Origin of the sequence: Hoylesella enoeca JCM 12259, from assembly GCF_000613405.1 — a bacterium.
Taxonomy (GTDB): domain Bacteria; phylum Bacteroidota; class Bacteroidia; order Bacteroidales; family Bacteroidaceae; genus Prevotella; species Prevotella enoeca.
Genome location: NZ_BAIX01000006.1, coordinates 1 through 15,517, shown reverse-complemented (window position 1 = coordinate 15,517; position 15,517 = coordinate 1). Strand labels below are relative to the sequence as shown.

Sequence of the window (15,517 nt, the reverse complement as noted above, 5' to 3'; positions counted from 1 at the left end):
AGAACAAAAAACCTTTGGTCTGCAACTGAAACAGCGGTTGCAGACCATTTCTATGTATATTATTAAACCATCAAATAAAATGAACGAGAAAAAACAAAATGGCAGTATCATTGCGATTATCACAATGTTCTTCCTCTATGCAATGATTTCTTTCGTAACGAATCTTGCTGCACCCATTGGAGTTATATGGAAAAACGTATTTGCAGACAGTTCCAACGCCAATACCATCGGTATGCTGGGGAATGCAATGAACTTCCTGGCCTACTTCTTTATGGGCATTCCCGCCGGTAAGATGTTGACCAAAATCGGTTATAAGAAAACAGCTCTCATTGGCATTGCAGTCGGTTTTATCGGCGTATTCACACAGTTCTTGTCAGGCAAAGTAGAAGTCGGCGTTCCCGGTTTTGCTACTTATCTGGCCGGTGCATTTATCTCGGGATTCTCTGTCTGTATGCTCAATACGGTTGTGAATCCGATGTTAAATCTACTCGGCGGCGGCGGAAATCGCGGTAATCAACTCAATATGGTCGGCGGAACACTCAACTCTCTGTCGGGCACTTTAACTCCAATGCTTGTCGGAACACTGATCGGTACAGTTACAGCACAGACTAAAATGGTAGATGTAAACCTCGTAATGTACATTGCGATGGCTGTATTTGCAGGCGCATTCATCATATTGAGCTTCATTCCCATTCAAGATCCTGAGCTCGGTCGTACCACAGCCGATACCGTTTTCGAGCATAGCCCGATGGCATTCCGCCACTTTGTACTCGGTACCATCGCCATTTTCGTGTACGTAGGTGTAGAAGTGGGCATCCCCGGAACCCTCAACTTCTATCTCTCCGACACCTCTGCCAACGGCGCAGGCATACAAGGCAATGCTGCGGCAATCGGTGGTTTCGTTGCCGGAACCTATTGGTTCTTAATGCTTGTAGGCCGATTCTGCGGCGGTTTTATTGCCGACAAGGTGTCGAGCCGTACAATGATGACGGCCGCTAACATCATCGGCATCGTCTTAATCTTAGCTGCCATCACACTCGGCAAATCCACCACAGTAGATATGCCAGTATTTACGGGTTCATCGTTCCAAATGGTCAACGTGCCCATTGCAGCTATGTTCTTAGTGCTCTGCGGCCTTTGCACATCGATTATGTGGACAAGTACATTCAATCTTGCTACCGAGGGATTGGGCAAATACACGGCAAGTGCATCGGGAATTTTTATGGTAATGGTTGTCGGCGGCGGTCTGTTGCCTCTGCTTCAGAACTTCATTGCCGATAACTCCACTTATTTAATTTCTTATTTCGTGCCCGTCTTGGCTATGGCTTATATGCTGTTCTATGCCCTATTCGGCAGTAAGAACGTCAATACCGATATTCCGGTGTGATGTAGTAAACGATTTAACGATTCATTTAAAAGCCTGGTATCCCGATGGATAACAGGCTTTTTTCATGCCGCTTCTGTTTGATCGTCATGCAAGAAAGCTTCCATTGTTGATCAACCAATCGTTTTTTGCAAGCTCATTAAGCCTTTTTTAGCTTCCCAAAAGCCGTTATTCGCATTGCCGGGAATGGTTAACGAGATGAGACCCTATATTATATACCGATGAGGGTGCTGTTGAGTTGAGCTGATGAAAACAACGGAAAAATCCGGGAATAGGTAAAATACCGATTGAATCAATCGCCTATCTGAATATAAAATTGTATATTTGCACAAGATTAATCCATAATAACTAAAATAATGAATGACGTGAATCTAATGAACCGTGCAGCAGACAACATTCGTATTCTGGCTGTTTCGATGGTCGAAAAAGCAAAGTCCGGACATCCCGGTGGTGCTATGGGTGGTGCCGATTTCATCAATGTGCTCTTCTCGGAGTTCCTGGTTTACGATCCCGAAGATCACACTTGGACCGGCCGTGATCGCTTTTATCTCGATCCGGGACACATGTCTCCGATGCTCTATGCGGCTCTTGCGTTGCAAGGAAAGTTTACGATCGATGAACTGAAAGCCTTTCGTCAATGGGGATCTCCCACTCCCGGACATCCCGAACGAGATATTGCACGGGGCATAGAAAACACTTCAGGCCCGTTGGGTCAGGGGCATACGTTTGCCGCCGGAGCCGCCGTTGCTGAGAAATTCTTGGCTGCCCGTCTCGGTAAAGAGGTGATGCAACACACCATTTACGCATATATTTCCGACGGAGGCATACAGGAAGAGATTTCACAAGGTGCCGGGCGGTTGGCCGGTTTACTCGGACTGAACAACCTCATTATGTTCTATGACTCCAATGATATTCAACTTTCGACCGAATGCGAAGCTGTAATGCGAGAAGACACTGCCGCCAAATATGCGGCGTGGGGATGGAAGGTGCTGACCATCGATGGTAATAATGCAGACGAAATACGCCGCGCACTGACCGAAGCTAAGGCAGAATTGAAACGCCCCACGCTGATTATCGGCAAGACGGTCATGGGTAAAGGTGCCTTGAAAGACGATGGAACAAGCTATGAACACAGCGTAAAAACACACGGAGCACCGCTCGGCGGAGAGGCTTACAGCAATACGGTGAAAAACCTCGGGGGTGATCCTGCTGATCCGTTCGTGGTTTTTGACGAGGTGAAAAACCTTTACGCTGCGCGGCAGGAAGAACTGAAACACATTGTTGCTGCGCGTCGTAGACAAGAAGAAACGTGGGCAAAAGCACATCCGGAGAAGGCTGTCGAGATGCAGGAATGGTTCTCAGGACGGGCACCGAAAGTGGATTGGAGTGGCATTGCACAGGTCGAAGGATCGGCCACTCGTGCTGCAAGCTCGGTTTGTTTGAGTGTTTTGGCAGAGCAAGTACATAATATGGTGTGTTCGTCGGCTGATCTTTCGAACTCCGATAAGACCGATGGCTTCCTCAAAAAGACCCATTCAATGACGGCCGATGACTTCTCTGGCGCATTCTTCCAAGCCGGAGTATCAGAACTAACAATGGCTTGTATGTGTATCGGAATGTATCTGCACGGTGGCGTTCTACCTGCTTGCGGCACCTTCTTTGTATTCTCCGATTATATGAAACCAGCCATCCGAATGGCGGCTTTGATGGAAGTACCCATCAAATTCATTTGGAGCCACGACGCATTCCGTGTCGGAGAAGATGGTCCCACACACGAACCCGTAGAACAAGAAGCTCAAATCCGCTTGATGGAGAAGCTGAAAAACCATCACGGAAGAGACAGTGTGCGCGTGTTCCGACCCGCAGATGCCGACGAAACCACCGTTTGTTGGCAGATGGCTATGGAAAATATGGACACGCCGACAGCGCTGGTTCTTTCTCGACAGAATGTGACCAAGCTGCCCACAGGCAACGACTACAGCCAAGCCCGACGTGGAGCCTATGTGGTAGCAGGCAGCGATGACGATTTCGATATCATTCTTTTGGCTTCCGGATCAGAAGTTTCCACACTCGAAGCAGCGGCCGAACTGCTCCGTAAAGACAACATCCGCATACGCATTGTGAGCGTTCCTTCTGAGGGATTATTCCGTAATCAAACGCCCGAATACCAAGAGAAGATTCTTCCCCACGGCTCGAAAATATTCGGATTGACAGCCGGACTGCCCGTGACACTTGAAGGATTAGTGGGCGCCGAAGGTCGTGTCTTCGGCTTGTCGAGTTTCGGTTTCTCCGCTCCTTACAAAGTTTTAGACGAGAAGCTCGGCTTTACGGGCGAGCATATATATAAAGAGGTGAAAGCATTTTTAGCCAAATAGCCATGGAAATAAAGACTATCGGTTTAGCCAGCGACCACGCCGGCTTTGCGCTCAAACAGTTTGTCAAACAATATTTGGATGAAAAAGGACTGTCGTATAAGGATTACGGAACTTATGACGAGGCTTCGTGCGACTATCCCGATTATGCGCACGCGCTGGCCGAAGGCATTGAGCGGGGCGACGTTTATCCCGGAATCGCCATCTGCGGAAGCGGAGAAGGCATCAGCATGACGCTCAACAAACATGCGATGATCCGTGCTGCGCTGTGTTGGACGCCCGAAATCGCCCATCTGAGCAGGCAACATAATGATGCGAATGTGCTCGCGATGCCCGGCCGATTCATTGACAACGCCACTGCTCGGATGATGATGGACGAGTTTCTCAACACCGATTTCGAAGGTGGCCGACACCAACGTCGTATTGACAAAATCTCTATCCCCCAGTAATTAACTGTTAATCGCGTTGCAACTAACGGTTAACCAAAGTGCATTTAACCGTTAGTTGCACGCCAATTAGATAACTCATGAAAAGACTTGTTTTATCATTGGTCATTTGGCTTGCGTGCGTCGCAGTTTTTGCAAACGATCATTTCATCGCCGATCCGGCTTATCGGACCAAAGTGGAAAAGGCTTTCAGGCAGAAGATCAACCTCGTGGGAGATCGCTTTTTCAATCTTTCGGGACAGCAAATCACAACGAAAGAGCGCGAGGCTTTGGAATTTTTGTATGCCTATATGCCGTTGGCTGACGCCACAGATTATCCTACGACCTATTATTTAGACAATATTCGCACCTCGTTTCGCACCCAGAAAGAGATGACTTGGGGGCACAAAGTGCCCGAATTGCTATTCCGTCACTTTGTACTTCCAATCCGGGTGAACAACGAAAATCTGGATAACTCGCGCTCGGAGTTCTATCAAGCACTGAAAGATCGCGTAAAAGGATTGAGCATGTACGATGCCATCTTAGAGGTAAATCACTGGTGTCACGAGCACGTTACCTATCAACCGTCAGACGCGCGTACCTCTTCGCCACTCGCATCTATGCGTACTGCCACCGGGCGTTGCGGTGAAGAGAGTACCTTTGCGGTGGCTGCGCTACGCGCAATCGGTATCCCAGCCCGACAGGTTTACACGCCGCGATGGGCCCATACCGATGATAATCACGCGTGGGTAGAGGCTTGGGCCGACGGACGATGGTATTTCTTAGGGGCCTGCGAACCTGAAGCCGTGCTCAATTTGGGTTGGTTCAATGCCCCAGCTTCACGTGCAATGCTGATGCACACACGGGCTTTTGGTGACTATAATGGTCCGGAAGAAGTGATGCTTCGCACTTCCAACTTCACGGAAATCAACCTGATCGACAACTATGCAGCCACAGCTCGTATCGATTTCACCGTTGTCGACCACGCCGGAAAGCCTATAAGTCAAGCACGCGTAGACTTTAAGATCTACAATTACGCTGAATTCTTTACTGTGGTAACCAAATATACCGACACGAAAGGGCACACTTTTCTCACTTCCGGGCTTGGAGATATGCTCGTTTGGGCATCAAAAGATGGTTGGTACGGCTTTTCCAAGGCGTCGTTCGGTAAAGATAAGCAGATCACAATACGGCTCGATCGATGCGCCGCAACCGACAATCGCCGCCAATGTTATCCCGCACAGGTCTTCGATATTGTGCCGCCAGTCGAGAAAGTGATGTTGCCTGATGTGCCCGAAGACAAGCGGCAGGCTAATCTCCGTCGTTTCGCATACGAAGATTCGGTGCGAACAGCTTATACTTCGACATTCTATAACGAAGAGACAGCTCGCAAAGCCGCACTCGAAAACGGTCTGCCGGCCGATAGCATAACGGCTTTTCTCGTCAAGGCACGCGGCAATCACGCTGTCATTTTGTCGTTCCTTGTCCGTCATAAAGACCGTTCCGCACGTGCTTTCAGTCTGCTTCGATCACTCAGCGACAAGGATTTGAGAGACATTCCGACAGAGATTCTCGAAGACAACTTCAATGCATCAAGCGATGAAGTGTGCCCACGCGTAGAAGACGAAATGATTATCGCGCCGTTTAAACAGCAATTGGAAAAGGCTTTCGACAAGCAGACCGCCAACCGATTCCGTGCCAATCCCGCACTGCTTGTGAAATGGGTAAAGGCCAATCTGCGCCTCTATCCAGACCCGAAAGCCCTGCGTATTGCTCAGACTCCTATCGGCGTGTGGCGCGCGCGCCTTACCGACACACGCTCACGAGATATCTTCTTTGTTGACGTTGCGCGTAGTTTGGGCATTCCCGCACGTAAAGACGTCGTTACATCCAAGGTCCAATACCGCGAAAACGGCCACTGGATCGATGTCAACTTTGATGCCGTGCAACAACAGGCAGCCCCCACCGGCACGTTGGTCTTGACCTATCAACCCACGAAATACTTAGATGATCCGAAATATTATAGGCATTTCACGATTTCAAAAATAGAAAACGGAACGACGAGTTTACTCAATTTCTATGATGGAACAGCTGATGAGAGCAACGGAACACAGTGTCGAACACGTTTAAAGATGGTGCCCGTCTTGACGTCGGTACTTACTTGCTCACAACGGGTACGCGATTGGCCAACGGAAGCGTACTGGCCAACACGCAAATATTCACGATTCGGCCAGGTAAAACCACGACTTTACCGCTCGATGTACGTACAAGTACTGACGAAGTGAGTGTGATCGGCTCTTTCGATAGTGAATCGAAGTTCAGCAAAGACGGCAAAGACGTATCCATTCTCTCACAGACTGGCCGCGGATACTTCGTTGTGGGCATCCTCGGTGTTGGTCAAGAACCAACCAATCACGCCTTGCGCGACATTGCAAACGTCAAGTCTTCGTTAGATAAATGGGGTCGTCCGCTCGTTTTATTATTTGAAAATGAAGCCGACGCAGCCAAATTCAATGCCAAGGATTTCGGTGAATTGCCAACCAATACTATCTTCGGCATCGACCGCGACGGCAGTATTAAGCGCCAGATTGCAGCCCAGATGAAACTCCAAACCGATCGTTTGCTCCCCATTTTCATCATTGCCGACACGTTCAATCGAATCGTCTTCGTTTCCCAAGGCTATACCATCGGTCTCGGCGAACAACTGCAAAAGGTGATCAACAAGCTCTAAGCAACGAATATCAATCGGTAAACGATTGAGCATTGGAGCATAAAAGCAATTAAGAAAAATCCCGTAATCCTTATTCATAAAGGGTTTGCGGGATTTTTCTTAACGTGTTCTGATTTGGAGAAAAATGGTATTTTCTTATTTATTTTTCAGCCAATCATATCGTATCATCAAGTCTGACACCGTGTGTGCCTGCTTCAATCGCTTGATTTCCTGCGGCGAAACACCTTGTCCGCTGACCTCGACTTGCATGTCGGAACCCACTGCAGCTGGTGCTTTTGATGGATCGAGGATGCTCTGTCCGATACCTTTCCAGGCGTAATCATCCAAATGAAGCAAGTTGAGAATCGTGGGATACATGTCCACTTGACCCATCACCGCATCATAACGGACTCCCACCGGTGAATTGACGACAATAAAAGGCGTGTGCAGATGACTTGAAACCATCTTCCGACCAATGGCCGACCGACGGATATCTTCGCGATCGGCAGCCAATCCTTCATGGTCGCCCGTGATGACGATCATCGTATTTTTATAGTCGGGTCGTGTTTTCAGATAATTCAATAAGATGCCGAGTGCATGATCGGTATAGTTTGCCATCGTGATATAATCGCGCATTTTGACAGGATAATTGCCGTGGAGCTTGATACGTTTCAGCGCATCCGGCAAGACAAACGGATTATGACCGGAATACGTAACGAATTGGAGATAAACATGTTCGCCGCTTTTCCAAATTTCGCCTTGCCGCATTTTCTCTACGGCTTGCTTCATAAACGACACGTCGCCGAGCTTCTTTCTCGAACCCACTTTCTCATCCAAGCGCCAGCAAGGCTTAGCAAGCAGCGTATCGATACCGAATGATCGTGCTACGATAGCTTGATTCCAAGTCACTGCTTTGTCGACAGTGAGCAAATAACTGTGCGATTTCTCGCGTGCGTGCAAGGCTTTGGTCAGTGTCAGAAACGTGTCGTCAGGATAACGCATGGCATAACATCCGCTGTTGACAGGCAACATGCCGGCATTGAGCAGCAGTTGGCAATCGATCGACCGACCGCCTTTCACCTGTGTCAAGACATGCGGAGCGTAGAGCGTTGACGGTTCGCGCAGTATGCGGTTGAGGTTGGGCGTGATTTCGATGCCCTCTACCTGCCGTTCCAACACCCAACTTTCTAATGATTCGCAGAGCACAACGACCAGATTGGTGCGCCTTGATATGCTGTCGGACAACGGTCGATAGGCCGGTTTTTCAGCCATCCAATGTTCGATTTTGCGCTTCATTTCGGGCGTGAAAGGCCTGTCTGTTTGTATCGCATCATAGTAAAGATGACCGAAAATGGTGTACATCGGGACGATACATGTGTAATAATTGGCCGATTGCAGATGGTCGAAAGCCTTGGTGAGTCCGCCTTTCACAGCAAGCTGCACAGCTGAAATACCCGCCACGACAAGCGTGAGCACGGCATAAGGCATGATCACGCGCCGGCGCTTCGACATCGGGTGACGTCGGCGCAACCGATGAATGAGCAGACCAACTGTGGACAAAGGGAAGAGCAGATCTATCCATCGCATCGAATCAATGACGCTGGGGAGGAAGTCACTCAGATTTCCCGCCAGTCCGTAACTGCTCAATGGAATCACCGAGTTATAGGTGCGGCTGTACATCAGATTGCAAACGAGCAGCGCATCCACGGCAAACAGCACAGCCAGTTGCACCCAGTCGCGCCGCGTCACGATATAAGGCAGCAGCAAAATGAGTGTTGCAAGTGCCGTATTCACATAGAGTTCGGGCATCGAAAACGATGTGAAAGTGGTTTGGAGACACCAAATGACATCAAAAAGAATGAATTTCAGGAACAATGCGATGGCGTATTGCCGTGTCGGGGCATCCCATTGTTCGCGGGGAAAAATGCGGTTTAATAATCGTTTCATACCTGGGCAATTCTTGGTTTGTGTAAAAATTCCGACTGCAAAAATACAGAATTTAATTCGTAACTCGTAAAGATCCTATTGAGTTTTGAGCTTATCGATTACCAACACGGAATGAAGTGTTTTTCAATAGGCCGTTAATCGCAATGCAACCAACGGTTAATCGTGCGCCGATGAATGCTTTTTCGCATTGCAATCAATCGTCCGTTGAAACGGGGCAAACAGGCCGTTGAGAAAAAAGTTGCTCTCCATGCAATATCCAGCTGCCGCCATCCGTTCTTACATTGAGTTTTCCGGATTGATTCCGGAAATGCAATCCATCGATGACGGATTGTTTACCGACGATTCTTATTGATAAAAAATAACATTCGATTTATGAAATTTCATTTGTCCAAACCGCTCTTTTGGGTGTTTGTTCTCAGTGTCGTTGTCACGATTCCGTTTCTCGGATTGACCGATTTTCATTCCAAAGGAGAACCTCGCGAGGCTGTTGTGGCACTCTCCATGCTCAAAAACGGAGATTGGATTTTGCCTATAAACAACGGCGGCGATATACCTTACAAACCGCCATTTTTCCATTGGTGCATTGCGCTTTGCTCGCTTCTGTCCGGCTATGTCAGCGAGTTCACCGCCCGATTGCCGTCGGCACTGTCACTAATCGTGCTGACTTGCGCCGGCTACACATTCTTTGCGCGGCGCAAAAATCAGCAGATCGCCCTGCTGACAGCCCTGTTGACGCTCACGGCTTTTGAAGTTCACCGAGCCGGAACAGCGTGCCGTGTAGACATGTTGTTGACAGTTTTCATCGTGGGGGCACTCTATCTGTTTTTTCGTTGGTGGGAAAAAGGGAAACGGGGATTGCCCGTTGGTGCAGTGCTTTGCATGAGTGGAGCCGTCTTGACGAAAGGTCCTGTGGGATTCTTGTTGCCTTGTTTTGTGATCTTCGTATATTTATGGTTGCGCCGCGAACTGACTTTCCGCATTGGGTTGCGGCTCGTCGGCTTTGCAGTGCTGGCTTGTGCGTTGCCGGCTTTGTGGTATGTGGCGGCTTATCAAGCGGGCGGCGACAACTTCTTAAACCTCGTGATGGAAGAGAATTTCGGGCGTTTCATGGGGCGGATGACTTATGAGTCGCATCGGCATTCATTCGTTTATAATTTCGGAACATTGCTGACGGGGTGGCTTCCGTGGACAATTCTGTTGTTGATTTCGCTGTTTTCGCTGTCGTGGAAGCGTTATCTGCATCGGCTGAAATGGCCAAAATCGTGGTCGATCGGTCGTGAATGGAACGCGTTTAGAACTTGGTGTCAGCAAGCCGAACCGTTGCAGCTTTTCTCATGGTTGGCTTTTCTGCTCATTCTTTTGTTCTATTGCATTCCTTCGAGCAAACGAAGCACTTATCTGTTGCCTTGCTATCCCTTTATGGCTTATCTCATGGCAGAATACATCGTGTGGCTGATCGCATCGGGACGGGTGCGTTTCGTGCGTTTTTACACAGGTTTTCTGGTGGTTTTAAGTGCTGTTTTGATCACGTTGTTTGCGGTCGTTCGAATGAGACTTGTGCCTCATTCGATCTTCCACGGCAAGCATGCGACAGACAATTTGGCGATGCTTTCGGCCTTGGAGCATATCGACCTCATCGACATGGATGGCTTGTTATGGCTGGTGTTGTTGTTGGTGACAGGGGCAACGACCGCTTTTCTCATCAGAAAAGATGGTCGGCAACGCAACGAACACTTGGTGTTGAAAATGTCGATGATGGTTTTGACGCTGTTTGTTGTCATCGATGGCGTGCTTCAACCCGCCATTTTGAATACGAAATCAGATCGACCCGTGGCTGATTTGATTGAAAAACGATTTCCCAATGACCCCATTTACAGTTATATCAAAGCTCCGATGATCCACTTTTTTGCCACCGATTTTTATACCGGCGACCGCATCAGGCAGATCGAATTAGATGATCCTGCCGAGGGAATATTGATGATCGGAGCGCGTGATACGACTGAATATTTCGACCGGAAACGCCGAATCCTGAATCTCAAATATGTTACACACATTCCGAAAGAGATGACAGAGATTCACGATCAGATCTATTTCTATCGGTTTGAGAAGCGCGAAAAGAAACCGATTGACAATTAGTCTTGATTCGGATGACGGCTTGCCGTCATCCGTTCAACGGCTGATTTCCACGACATTATCATTAATTCTGGTGTGGAAATGATAAGAAGTTTCGAGGATTTCGAGGTTTTCGTTGATGTTATTGCTCGTCATCGTACCCGTGAAAAGATCTTCGGTGTTGATCGACGGAGCCGTATGAATACGCACGTGATATGTCTTTTCGAGCGTGGAAAGCACCATCCAAAGCGGCGCATTGCGGAATGTGAGTTCTCGCCGACACCAAGCTGTGGCATCGTTGACGGCAGTTGCGAGTGTGGTTACGGATATATGGCCTGTGCGTTTATCCACAACAGCCCATTGATTAGGCTTCATCGTGACGCTCTTTCCTGATGAAATGGCTGTGAGAAGCACCTTTCCCGAAGCTAAAACCAGTTCGGCTCGCGATTCGTCGCGGCGCGAATAAAAATTAAAACGAGTGCCCAACACCTGCACGTTGAGTTTATTCGACTGAATCAGAAAAGGATGTTTAGAGTCTGGATGAATCTCAAAGAAACCCTCACCATCAAATTTCAGCTGTCTCTTCGACTGATTAAACGAAGCCAAATCATATCGGATGGTCGAGCGCTCGTTCATCATCACCCGGCTGCCATCAGGCAAATGCACGGTTGCCCGTTCGTCGTTTCCGGTGCTGATCACTGTTTCCGGAACAGCAGAAGTGTTGAGACGATGCTGATATGTCATATAACCGGCGAGCAGCAGAGGCGGCAATACGACGGCGGCCAACTTCAATGCGTTCCACCAAAAGCGCTTGGAACGTTGCCGACGGGGCTGCACTCGCTGTCTTATCTGTCCCCAAATGCGATCTAAATGCGGCTGAAGAGTTTCGCCATCAGGCGTTTCCGAATGGCTCCAACGGGCATACATGTCGGCTTCTAAATCCTTATCGGTCATGTGGTTGACCGCTTGCCGCAAATCGTCTAACTCGTCAACGGTGATGCTGTTATCGTAAAATTTATGTTGTATATCACTCATTCTCTTTACCTTTTGCATGCTATCTATGATATAAAGACACTTATCTGGGGGCAAAATACCGATAGCAGCCGATCAATTAACAAAAAAAAGCAGGCTATAAAGGCCGTAGGCAGGACCCAACATTTGTTTTAACGCTTTCAAACCCAGCGAAAGTTGGTTTTTGACTGTTTGTTCTTTGAGATTCAATCGACGCGCAATATCATGGTTACTGAGCCTCTCCATCCGCGAGAGTTGCACCACACGACGCTGCGTTTCAGGCAATCTCGCAATGGCATCGTGCACCATTCGCACAAAATCATCATATTCCAACCAATCCGTATCACCATCAGTGAGTCGGCCTTTATAATGGAGATAATCCTCGAATTCAACGGAGTTGACCGTGGTGCGATACGCATTGATGAGAAAATGACGCATCCGAATGAAGAGCACAGCCCGCAAGGAATTGCTTTGTCGGATGCTCTGACGATGCGTCCAAAGCCAAACAAATGTGTCTTCGACAAGTTCTTCCACACACTCTCGTGATTTGCAATATTGCAAACCAAAAGCATAGAGCCGCCCTGCATATCGCTCATAGATCCCTCGCAACGCCTGTTGAGAATCTTGTTTCAGCTCCGCGATCAGTGTAGTTTCGTCTTTTCCCGTCCTCATTGTCGGGTGCAAATATACAGAAAAACTATTATTCCCTTTCCATTTCATGCTGAATAAAATAAAAAGCAGCAAACGCTCATCCCGAGAATCTGCCTACCCTCACAAAGCAAAAGAGTGAAAAGACAGCCTTCACCCATCTTTTCACCCTTTCACCTTTAAATATCCTTTTCTATGTTCCGCTTCCTCCTTCTTGTTCTTTCTTTTTCTTCTTTTTCTCTTCCTCCTCTTTGTCTTTCACCGTCTCATACGAGTTATCGCGCAGCGCCGCTTTCAGTTCCACGCCCGGCGTAAACGTCACGCGCGGCTTAATGGTATCGATATTAAAAGCTTTGGCCGTCTCCGCGCCCTTGCTCGACAGCGTCAGGCGAACCGTACCAAATCCGCCCAACTGCACACTGAATCCGTCGCGCAAATACTGCGGCAGACAATCAATAAAGTTTGACAACACGTTTTCGATGTCGCCCCGCGTCAGTGACGAGCGCCCCGAAATGTCGCGCGCAATGTCGTGCAGCGTCTTCTTGCCCAGGTTCACAGCGTTGGCATACAGTTTCACTTCGGTCTTGTTTTGCGGATTCTTCCGCGCTACTAATTTGATTCTCATACTATTACAAGTTTATTTTAAGTAAATAAATTATTACATTAATAGGTTTCCCTCATCGTTATATCCGATATAATTTTGCGGCTTCCGTATCTTTTGAAATTTATATACGGTTCCCCGTAAATTTTTATTTGATAAAAATATTTTTATATACGGTTCCCCGTAAATTTCTAACCGTATATAAATTTACGGCAAACCGTATATAAATTTTCTTCCACCCCTTCCCCGGTTTCACCGAGGCGGATCCGGTGGATGAACCAATCGCAAGGCTCACTCGAACGTCCCGACCCTGCACCCGACGCCGTTGTTGTTGTTGTTTACAACGATGCTCCAATCTTCGATGAACAGGCAGTAAGCGTTCTGGCTGATAAACGGGACCTTACTGGACGACCAGTAGTAGCCGACGTTACCAACGTCGTACAGCTGCCCCGAGTGGTAATACCCCAAGGCGGGCAGGTAGAAGTAATTACTTGCATCGGCTGCAGATGGGAGTCCTGACTTGATGCTACTGTTGCGGTTTTCGTATCTCTTAATGCTTGTGCGCATATCTGAACCGTCTGCGGATTTCTCTCTATTGTAATGATTTTTTGCCTGCAATACGTACTTCTTCTTCAACCACATACCGCCTTTATATAAGTGACCCATCGTGTCCATAATTCGTCACCATCCCAACGAGGATCACCGTACATAACGTACCAAGACATCTCGTTGGCGTTGGGAAGACCTGCACATGATTGGGTAGCATCAAATCTTACGCTACCGCCTCCTTCATGATACCACCGTGGATCGCTGGGGTTCCGAGGGTAGGCGCTGCCTGAGTTGCCAATGACCGTAGGCTGGTCTACATCTTTTACATAACCGGGCTTGTTCCATTCATGACCTGCCCAATATTGGTATTGTGCGTCCCACATATAATACTTATCACCAGCATAATCACGAATATTGAGGTTGGCCGTCATGTCGTAATAAGTATTTGCATTGTAAGTGAAAGAACCTAAGTTCTTCGTAATCGTCCCTTCAACGTTGGTTGCTACGTCTTTTACCCAGTAACGTACCCTTAAAATATGCGTGCCTGGCTTAATAACCATATAAGCACCGTTCGTTGCTACGCTGGCAGAAGTGGTGTTGAGTGGGAATCCGTTGGCATAAGTTCCGCTGCCCTTAGTGGTGAGGATGATCTGTTTACCTGTTCCACTACCGCCTGTCAACGCGCCTGATGAAGTAAGGGTGTAAGTATCGGTGATATCGTTGTCGGAAGTCACCTCTACTTTCGTTAGGTAGCAGTTCTGCAAGATGGTGTTGCTGGTGTAAGGCTGGAAGACAAGAATGGCTGCCTGGTGATCAAGTGTAAAAGAGAATGAATTACCACCAACAGGGCCTGTTGCGACAGCCGTGCCACAGTCGCCCGATACGCCAAAATGAGTAGTGGTGTTGGGTGCTGTCTGGGTCTGGGCAGCAGGGATATTAACCTGGTCTTTGTTGCCATTCTTTCCAGGATAATAAACCTTATACGATGCATTGTTATTAAACTTGCCTGATACCTTAAATTGAAAGAAAGCTGTTTTCGCTTTCGGAGCGTTGCTGCTCTTCTGCCATGTGCCGTCATCGTCCTGCACATAGATATAGTCGCCTGCCTCCCAATAGAAAGCGCCGTTGGTGTAATCCATCGAGGTGCGCGAAGTCGGCTCTGCGCCGGTTACGAACGTGGTCAGGTTTTTGTCAGTGCCGTTATCTGTGTCTGTGTCTTTCTGCGCCACGTCATCGTTGGCGCAAGCGGCTGTCAACAGCAAGCCTGCTATTAGCAGCGCCCATGTTTTGATTGTATTCATGTAAATTTTCATTTCGTGTTGTTTTATGAAATTAATAACTCTCTAATCCCAAAGGCTCTCCTCGCCCGCGGGGGTTGCGAGGCTTTCGTCCTCGTCTTCCTCGTCAAACCATCCTTGCTTGGCACTGCTCGGGCCTATGCCGTGTTGGCCAGGATTGTGCTGGCTGGGGAACGAAGTGTCCATTAACTCACTGTGAGCCTCCAAGCGGATGGTCTCGATTTCGGGCTTGCTGTAGCCCATTCTCTCTAATTGATTTTGTTTCATAATCGCTATGTTTTGAGTGAATAATTCGTGAAGTTTTCCCCCTTGCCGGATTGACAAAAGGACATAAAAAGAAGAACAAAGGGAACTCTCTTGAGCCCTTTGTTTATTGGTGTTTAGCGCATGCTTTACGCGCGCGCGTAAGGTAAAGCCGTGAAGGTGTCTACGCCAGGTGCGATGTGTGTGTGTGTGTTAA

General features: G+C 48.2%; 12 protein-coding genes and 1 pseudogene. 6 read left to right on the top strand and 7 right to left on the bottom strand.

The genetic code is table 11. From position 1 onward, the window contains the following. Nucleotides 1–79: 79 nt before the first annotated feature. From JCM12259_RS03330 to JCM12259_RS13605, 4 genes and pseudogenes are all read left to right on the top strand, one after another. On the top strand, nt 80–1,387 hold the full coding sequence (locus JCM12259_RS03330; protein ID WP_025065407.1) for an MFS transporter: 1,308 nt from the start codon (nt 80–82) through the stop codon (nt 1,385–1,387). A 353-nt stretch (nt 1,388–1,740) separates the two neighbouring features. Continuing rightward, a complete protein-coding gene (locus JCM12259_RS03325; protein ID WP_025065406.1) occupies nt 1,741–3,759 on the top strand; it encodes a transketolase family protein in 2,019 nt (672 codons plus the stop codon). A gap of 2 nt (nt 3,760–3,761) precedes the next feature. Next, on the top strand, nt 3,762–4,205 hold the full coding sequence (gene rpiB, locus JCM12259_RS03320; RefSeq protein WP_025065405.1) for a ribose 5-phosphate isomerase B: 444 nt from the start codon (nt 3,762–3,764) through the stop codon (nt 4,203–4,205). A gap of 77 nt (nt 4,206–4,282) precedes the next feature. Continuing rightward, a pseudogene (locus JCM12259_RS13605) lies at nt 4,283–6,912 on the top strand (transglutaminase-like domain-containing protein). 135 nt (nt 6,913–7,047) lie between these two features. On the opposite strand, the gene JCM12259_RS03310 reads toward JCM12259_RS13605, so the two are convergent. Beyond that, nucleotides 7,048–8,838, bottom strand: a complete 1,791-nt coding sequence (locus tag JCM12259_RS03310) for an LTA synthase family protein (RefSeq protein WP_025065404.1) — start codon at nt 8,836–8,838, stop codon at nt 7,048–7,050. Nucleotides 8,839–9,064: 226 nt separating this feature from the next. On the opposite strand from JCM12259_RS03310, the gene JCM12259_RS17505 reads away from it, so the two are divergent. Both JCM12259_RS17505 and JCM12259_RS03300 read left to right on the top strand, forming a co-directional pair. Beyond that, nucleotides 9,065–9,190, top strand: a complete 126-nt coding sequence (locus JCM12259_RS17505) for a hypothetical protein (protein ID WP_257720263.1) — start codon at nt 9,065–9,067, stop codon at nt 9,188–9,190. 20 nt (nt 9,191–9,210) lie between these two features. After that, the gene (locus JCM12259_RS03300; protein WP_025065403.1) at nt 9,211–10,974 is read left to right on the top strand and encodes an ArnT family glycosyltransferase; all 1,764 of its coding nucleotides are present in this window, start codon (nt 9,211–9,213) and stop codon (nt 10,972–10,974) included. Between the two features lie 33 nt (nt 10,975–11,007). Here JCM12259_RS03300 and JCM12259_RS03295 read toward each other — a convergent pair whose 3' ends face one another. The 6 genes from JCM12259_RS03295 to JCM12259_RS03275 all read right to left on the bottom strand — a co-directional run bounded on the left by JCM12259_RS03295 (nt 11,008) and on the right by JCM12259_RS03275 (nt 15,324). After that, entirely contained in the window at nt 11,008–11,985 is a 978-nt protein-coding gene (locus JCM12259_RS03295) for a FecR family protein (RefSeq protein ID WP_159105369.1), read from the bottom strand. A 72-nt stretch (nt 11,986–12,057) separates the two neighbouring features. Further along, complete coding sequence (locus JCM12259_RS03290) at nt 12,058–12,633, bottom strand: sigma-70 family RNA polymerase sigma factor (protein ID WP_025065401.1); 576 nt, start codon at nt 12,631–12,633, stop codon at nt 12,058–12,060. A gap of 169 nt (nt 12,634–12,802) precedes the next feature. Beyond that, complete coding sequence (locus JCM12259_RS03285) at nt 12,803–13,234, bottom strand: HU family DNA-binding protein (RefSeq protein ID WP_025065400.1); 432 nt, start codon at nt 13,232–13,234, stop codon at nt 12,803–12,805. A 267-nt stretch (nt 13,235–13,501) separates the two neighbouring features. Further along, nucleotides 13,502–13,876 carry a hypothetical protein gene (locus JCM12259_RS17725; RefSeq protein ID WP_374188301.1) on the bottom strand — a complete coding sequence of 125 codons (375 nt, stop codon included), beginning with the start codon at nt 13,874–13,876 and terminating at the stop codon, nt 13,502–13,504. Then, nucleotides 13,843–15,060, bottom strand: a complete 1,218-nt coding sequence (locus tag JCM12259_RS13600) for a hypothetical protein (RefSeq protein ID WP_374188300.1) — start codon at nt 15,058–15,060, stop codon at nt 13,843–13,845. The genes JCM12259_RS17725 and JCM12259_RS13600 overlap by 34 nt, the downstream gene beginning before the upstream one ends. 42 nt (nt 15,061–15,102) lie before the next feature. Further along, complete coding sequence (locus tag JCM12259_RS03275; RefSeq protein WP_051559141.1) at nt 15,103–15,324, bottom strand: hypothetical protein; 222 nt, start codon at nt 15,322–15,324, stop codon at nt 15,103–15,105. Nucleotides 15,325–15,517 lie beyond the last annotated feature (193 nt).

Excerpts from the sequence above, each read along its gene's own strand:
- JCM12259_RS03330 (WP_025065407.1), top strand. The coding sequence starts at position 80 with ATGAACGAGAAAAAACAAAATGGCAGTATCATTGCGATTATCACAATG.
- JCM12259_RS03325 (WP_025065406.1), top strand. The coding sequence starts at position 1,741 with ATGAATGACGTGAATCTAATGAACCGTGCAGCAGACAACATTCGTATT.
- rpiB (WP_025065405.1), top strand. The coding sequence starts at position 3,762 with ATGGAAATAAAGACTATCGGTTTAGCCAGCGACCACGCCGGCTTTGCG.
- JCM12259_RS03310 (WP_025065404.1), bottom strand. The coding sequence starts at position 8,838 with ATGAAACGATTATTAAACCGCATTTTTCCCCGCGAACAATGGGATGCC.
- JCM12259_RS03300 (WP_025065403.1), top strand. The coding sequence starts at position 9,211 with ATGAAATTTCATTTGTCCAAACCGCTCTTTTGGGTGTTTGTTCTCAGT.
- JCM12259_RS03295 (WP_159105369.1), bottom strand. The coding sequence starts at position 11,985 with ATGAGTGATATACAACATAAATTTTACGATAACAGCATCACCGTTGAC.
- JCM12259_RS03290 (WP_025065401.1), bottom strand. The coding sequence starts at position 12,633 with ATGAGGACGGGAAAAGACGAAACTACACTGATCGCGGAGCTGAAACAA.
- JCM12259_RS03285 (WP_025065400.1), bottom strand. The coding sequence starts at position 13,234 with ATGAGAATCAAATTAGTAGCGCGGAAGAATCCGCAAAACAAGACCGAA.
- JCM12259_RS17725 (WP_374188301.1), bottom strand. The coding sequence starts at position 13,876 with ATGGGTCACTTATATAAAGGCGGTATGTGGTTGAAGAAGAAGTACGTA.
- JCM12259_RS13600 (WP_374188300.1), bottom strand. The coding sequence starts at position 15,060 with ATGAATACAATCAAAACATGGGCGCTGCTAATAGCAGGCTTGCTGTTG.
- JCM12259_RS03275 (WP_051559141.1), bottom strand. The coding sequence starts at position 15,324 with ATGAAACAAAATCAATTAGAGAGAATGGGCTACAGCAAGCCCGAAATC.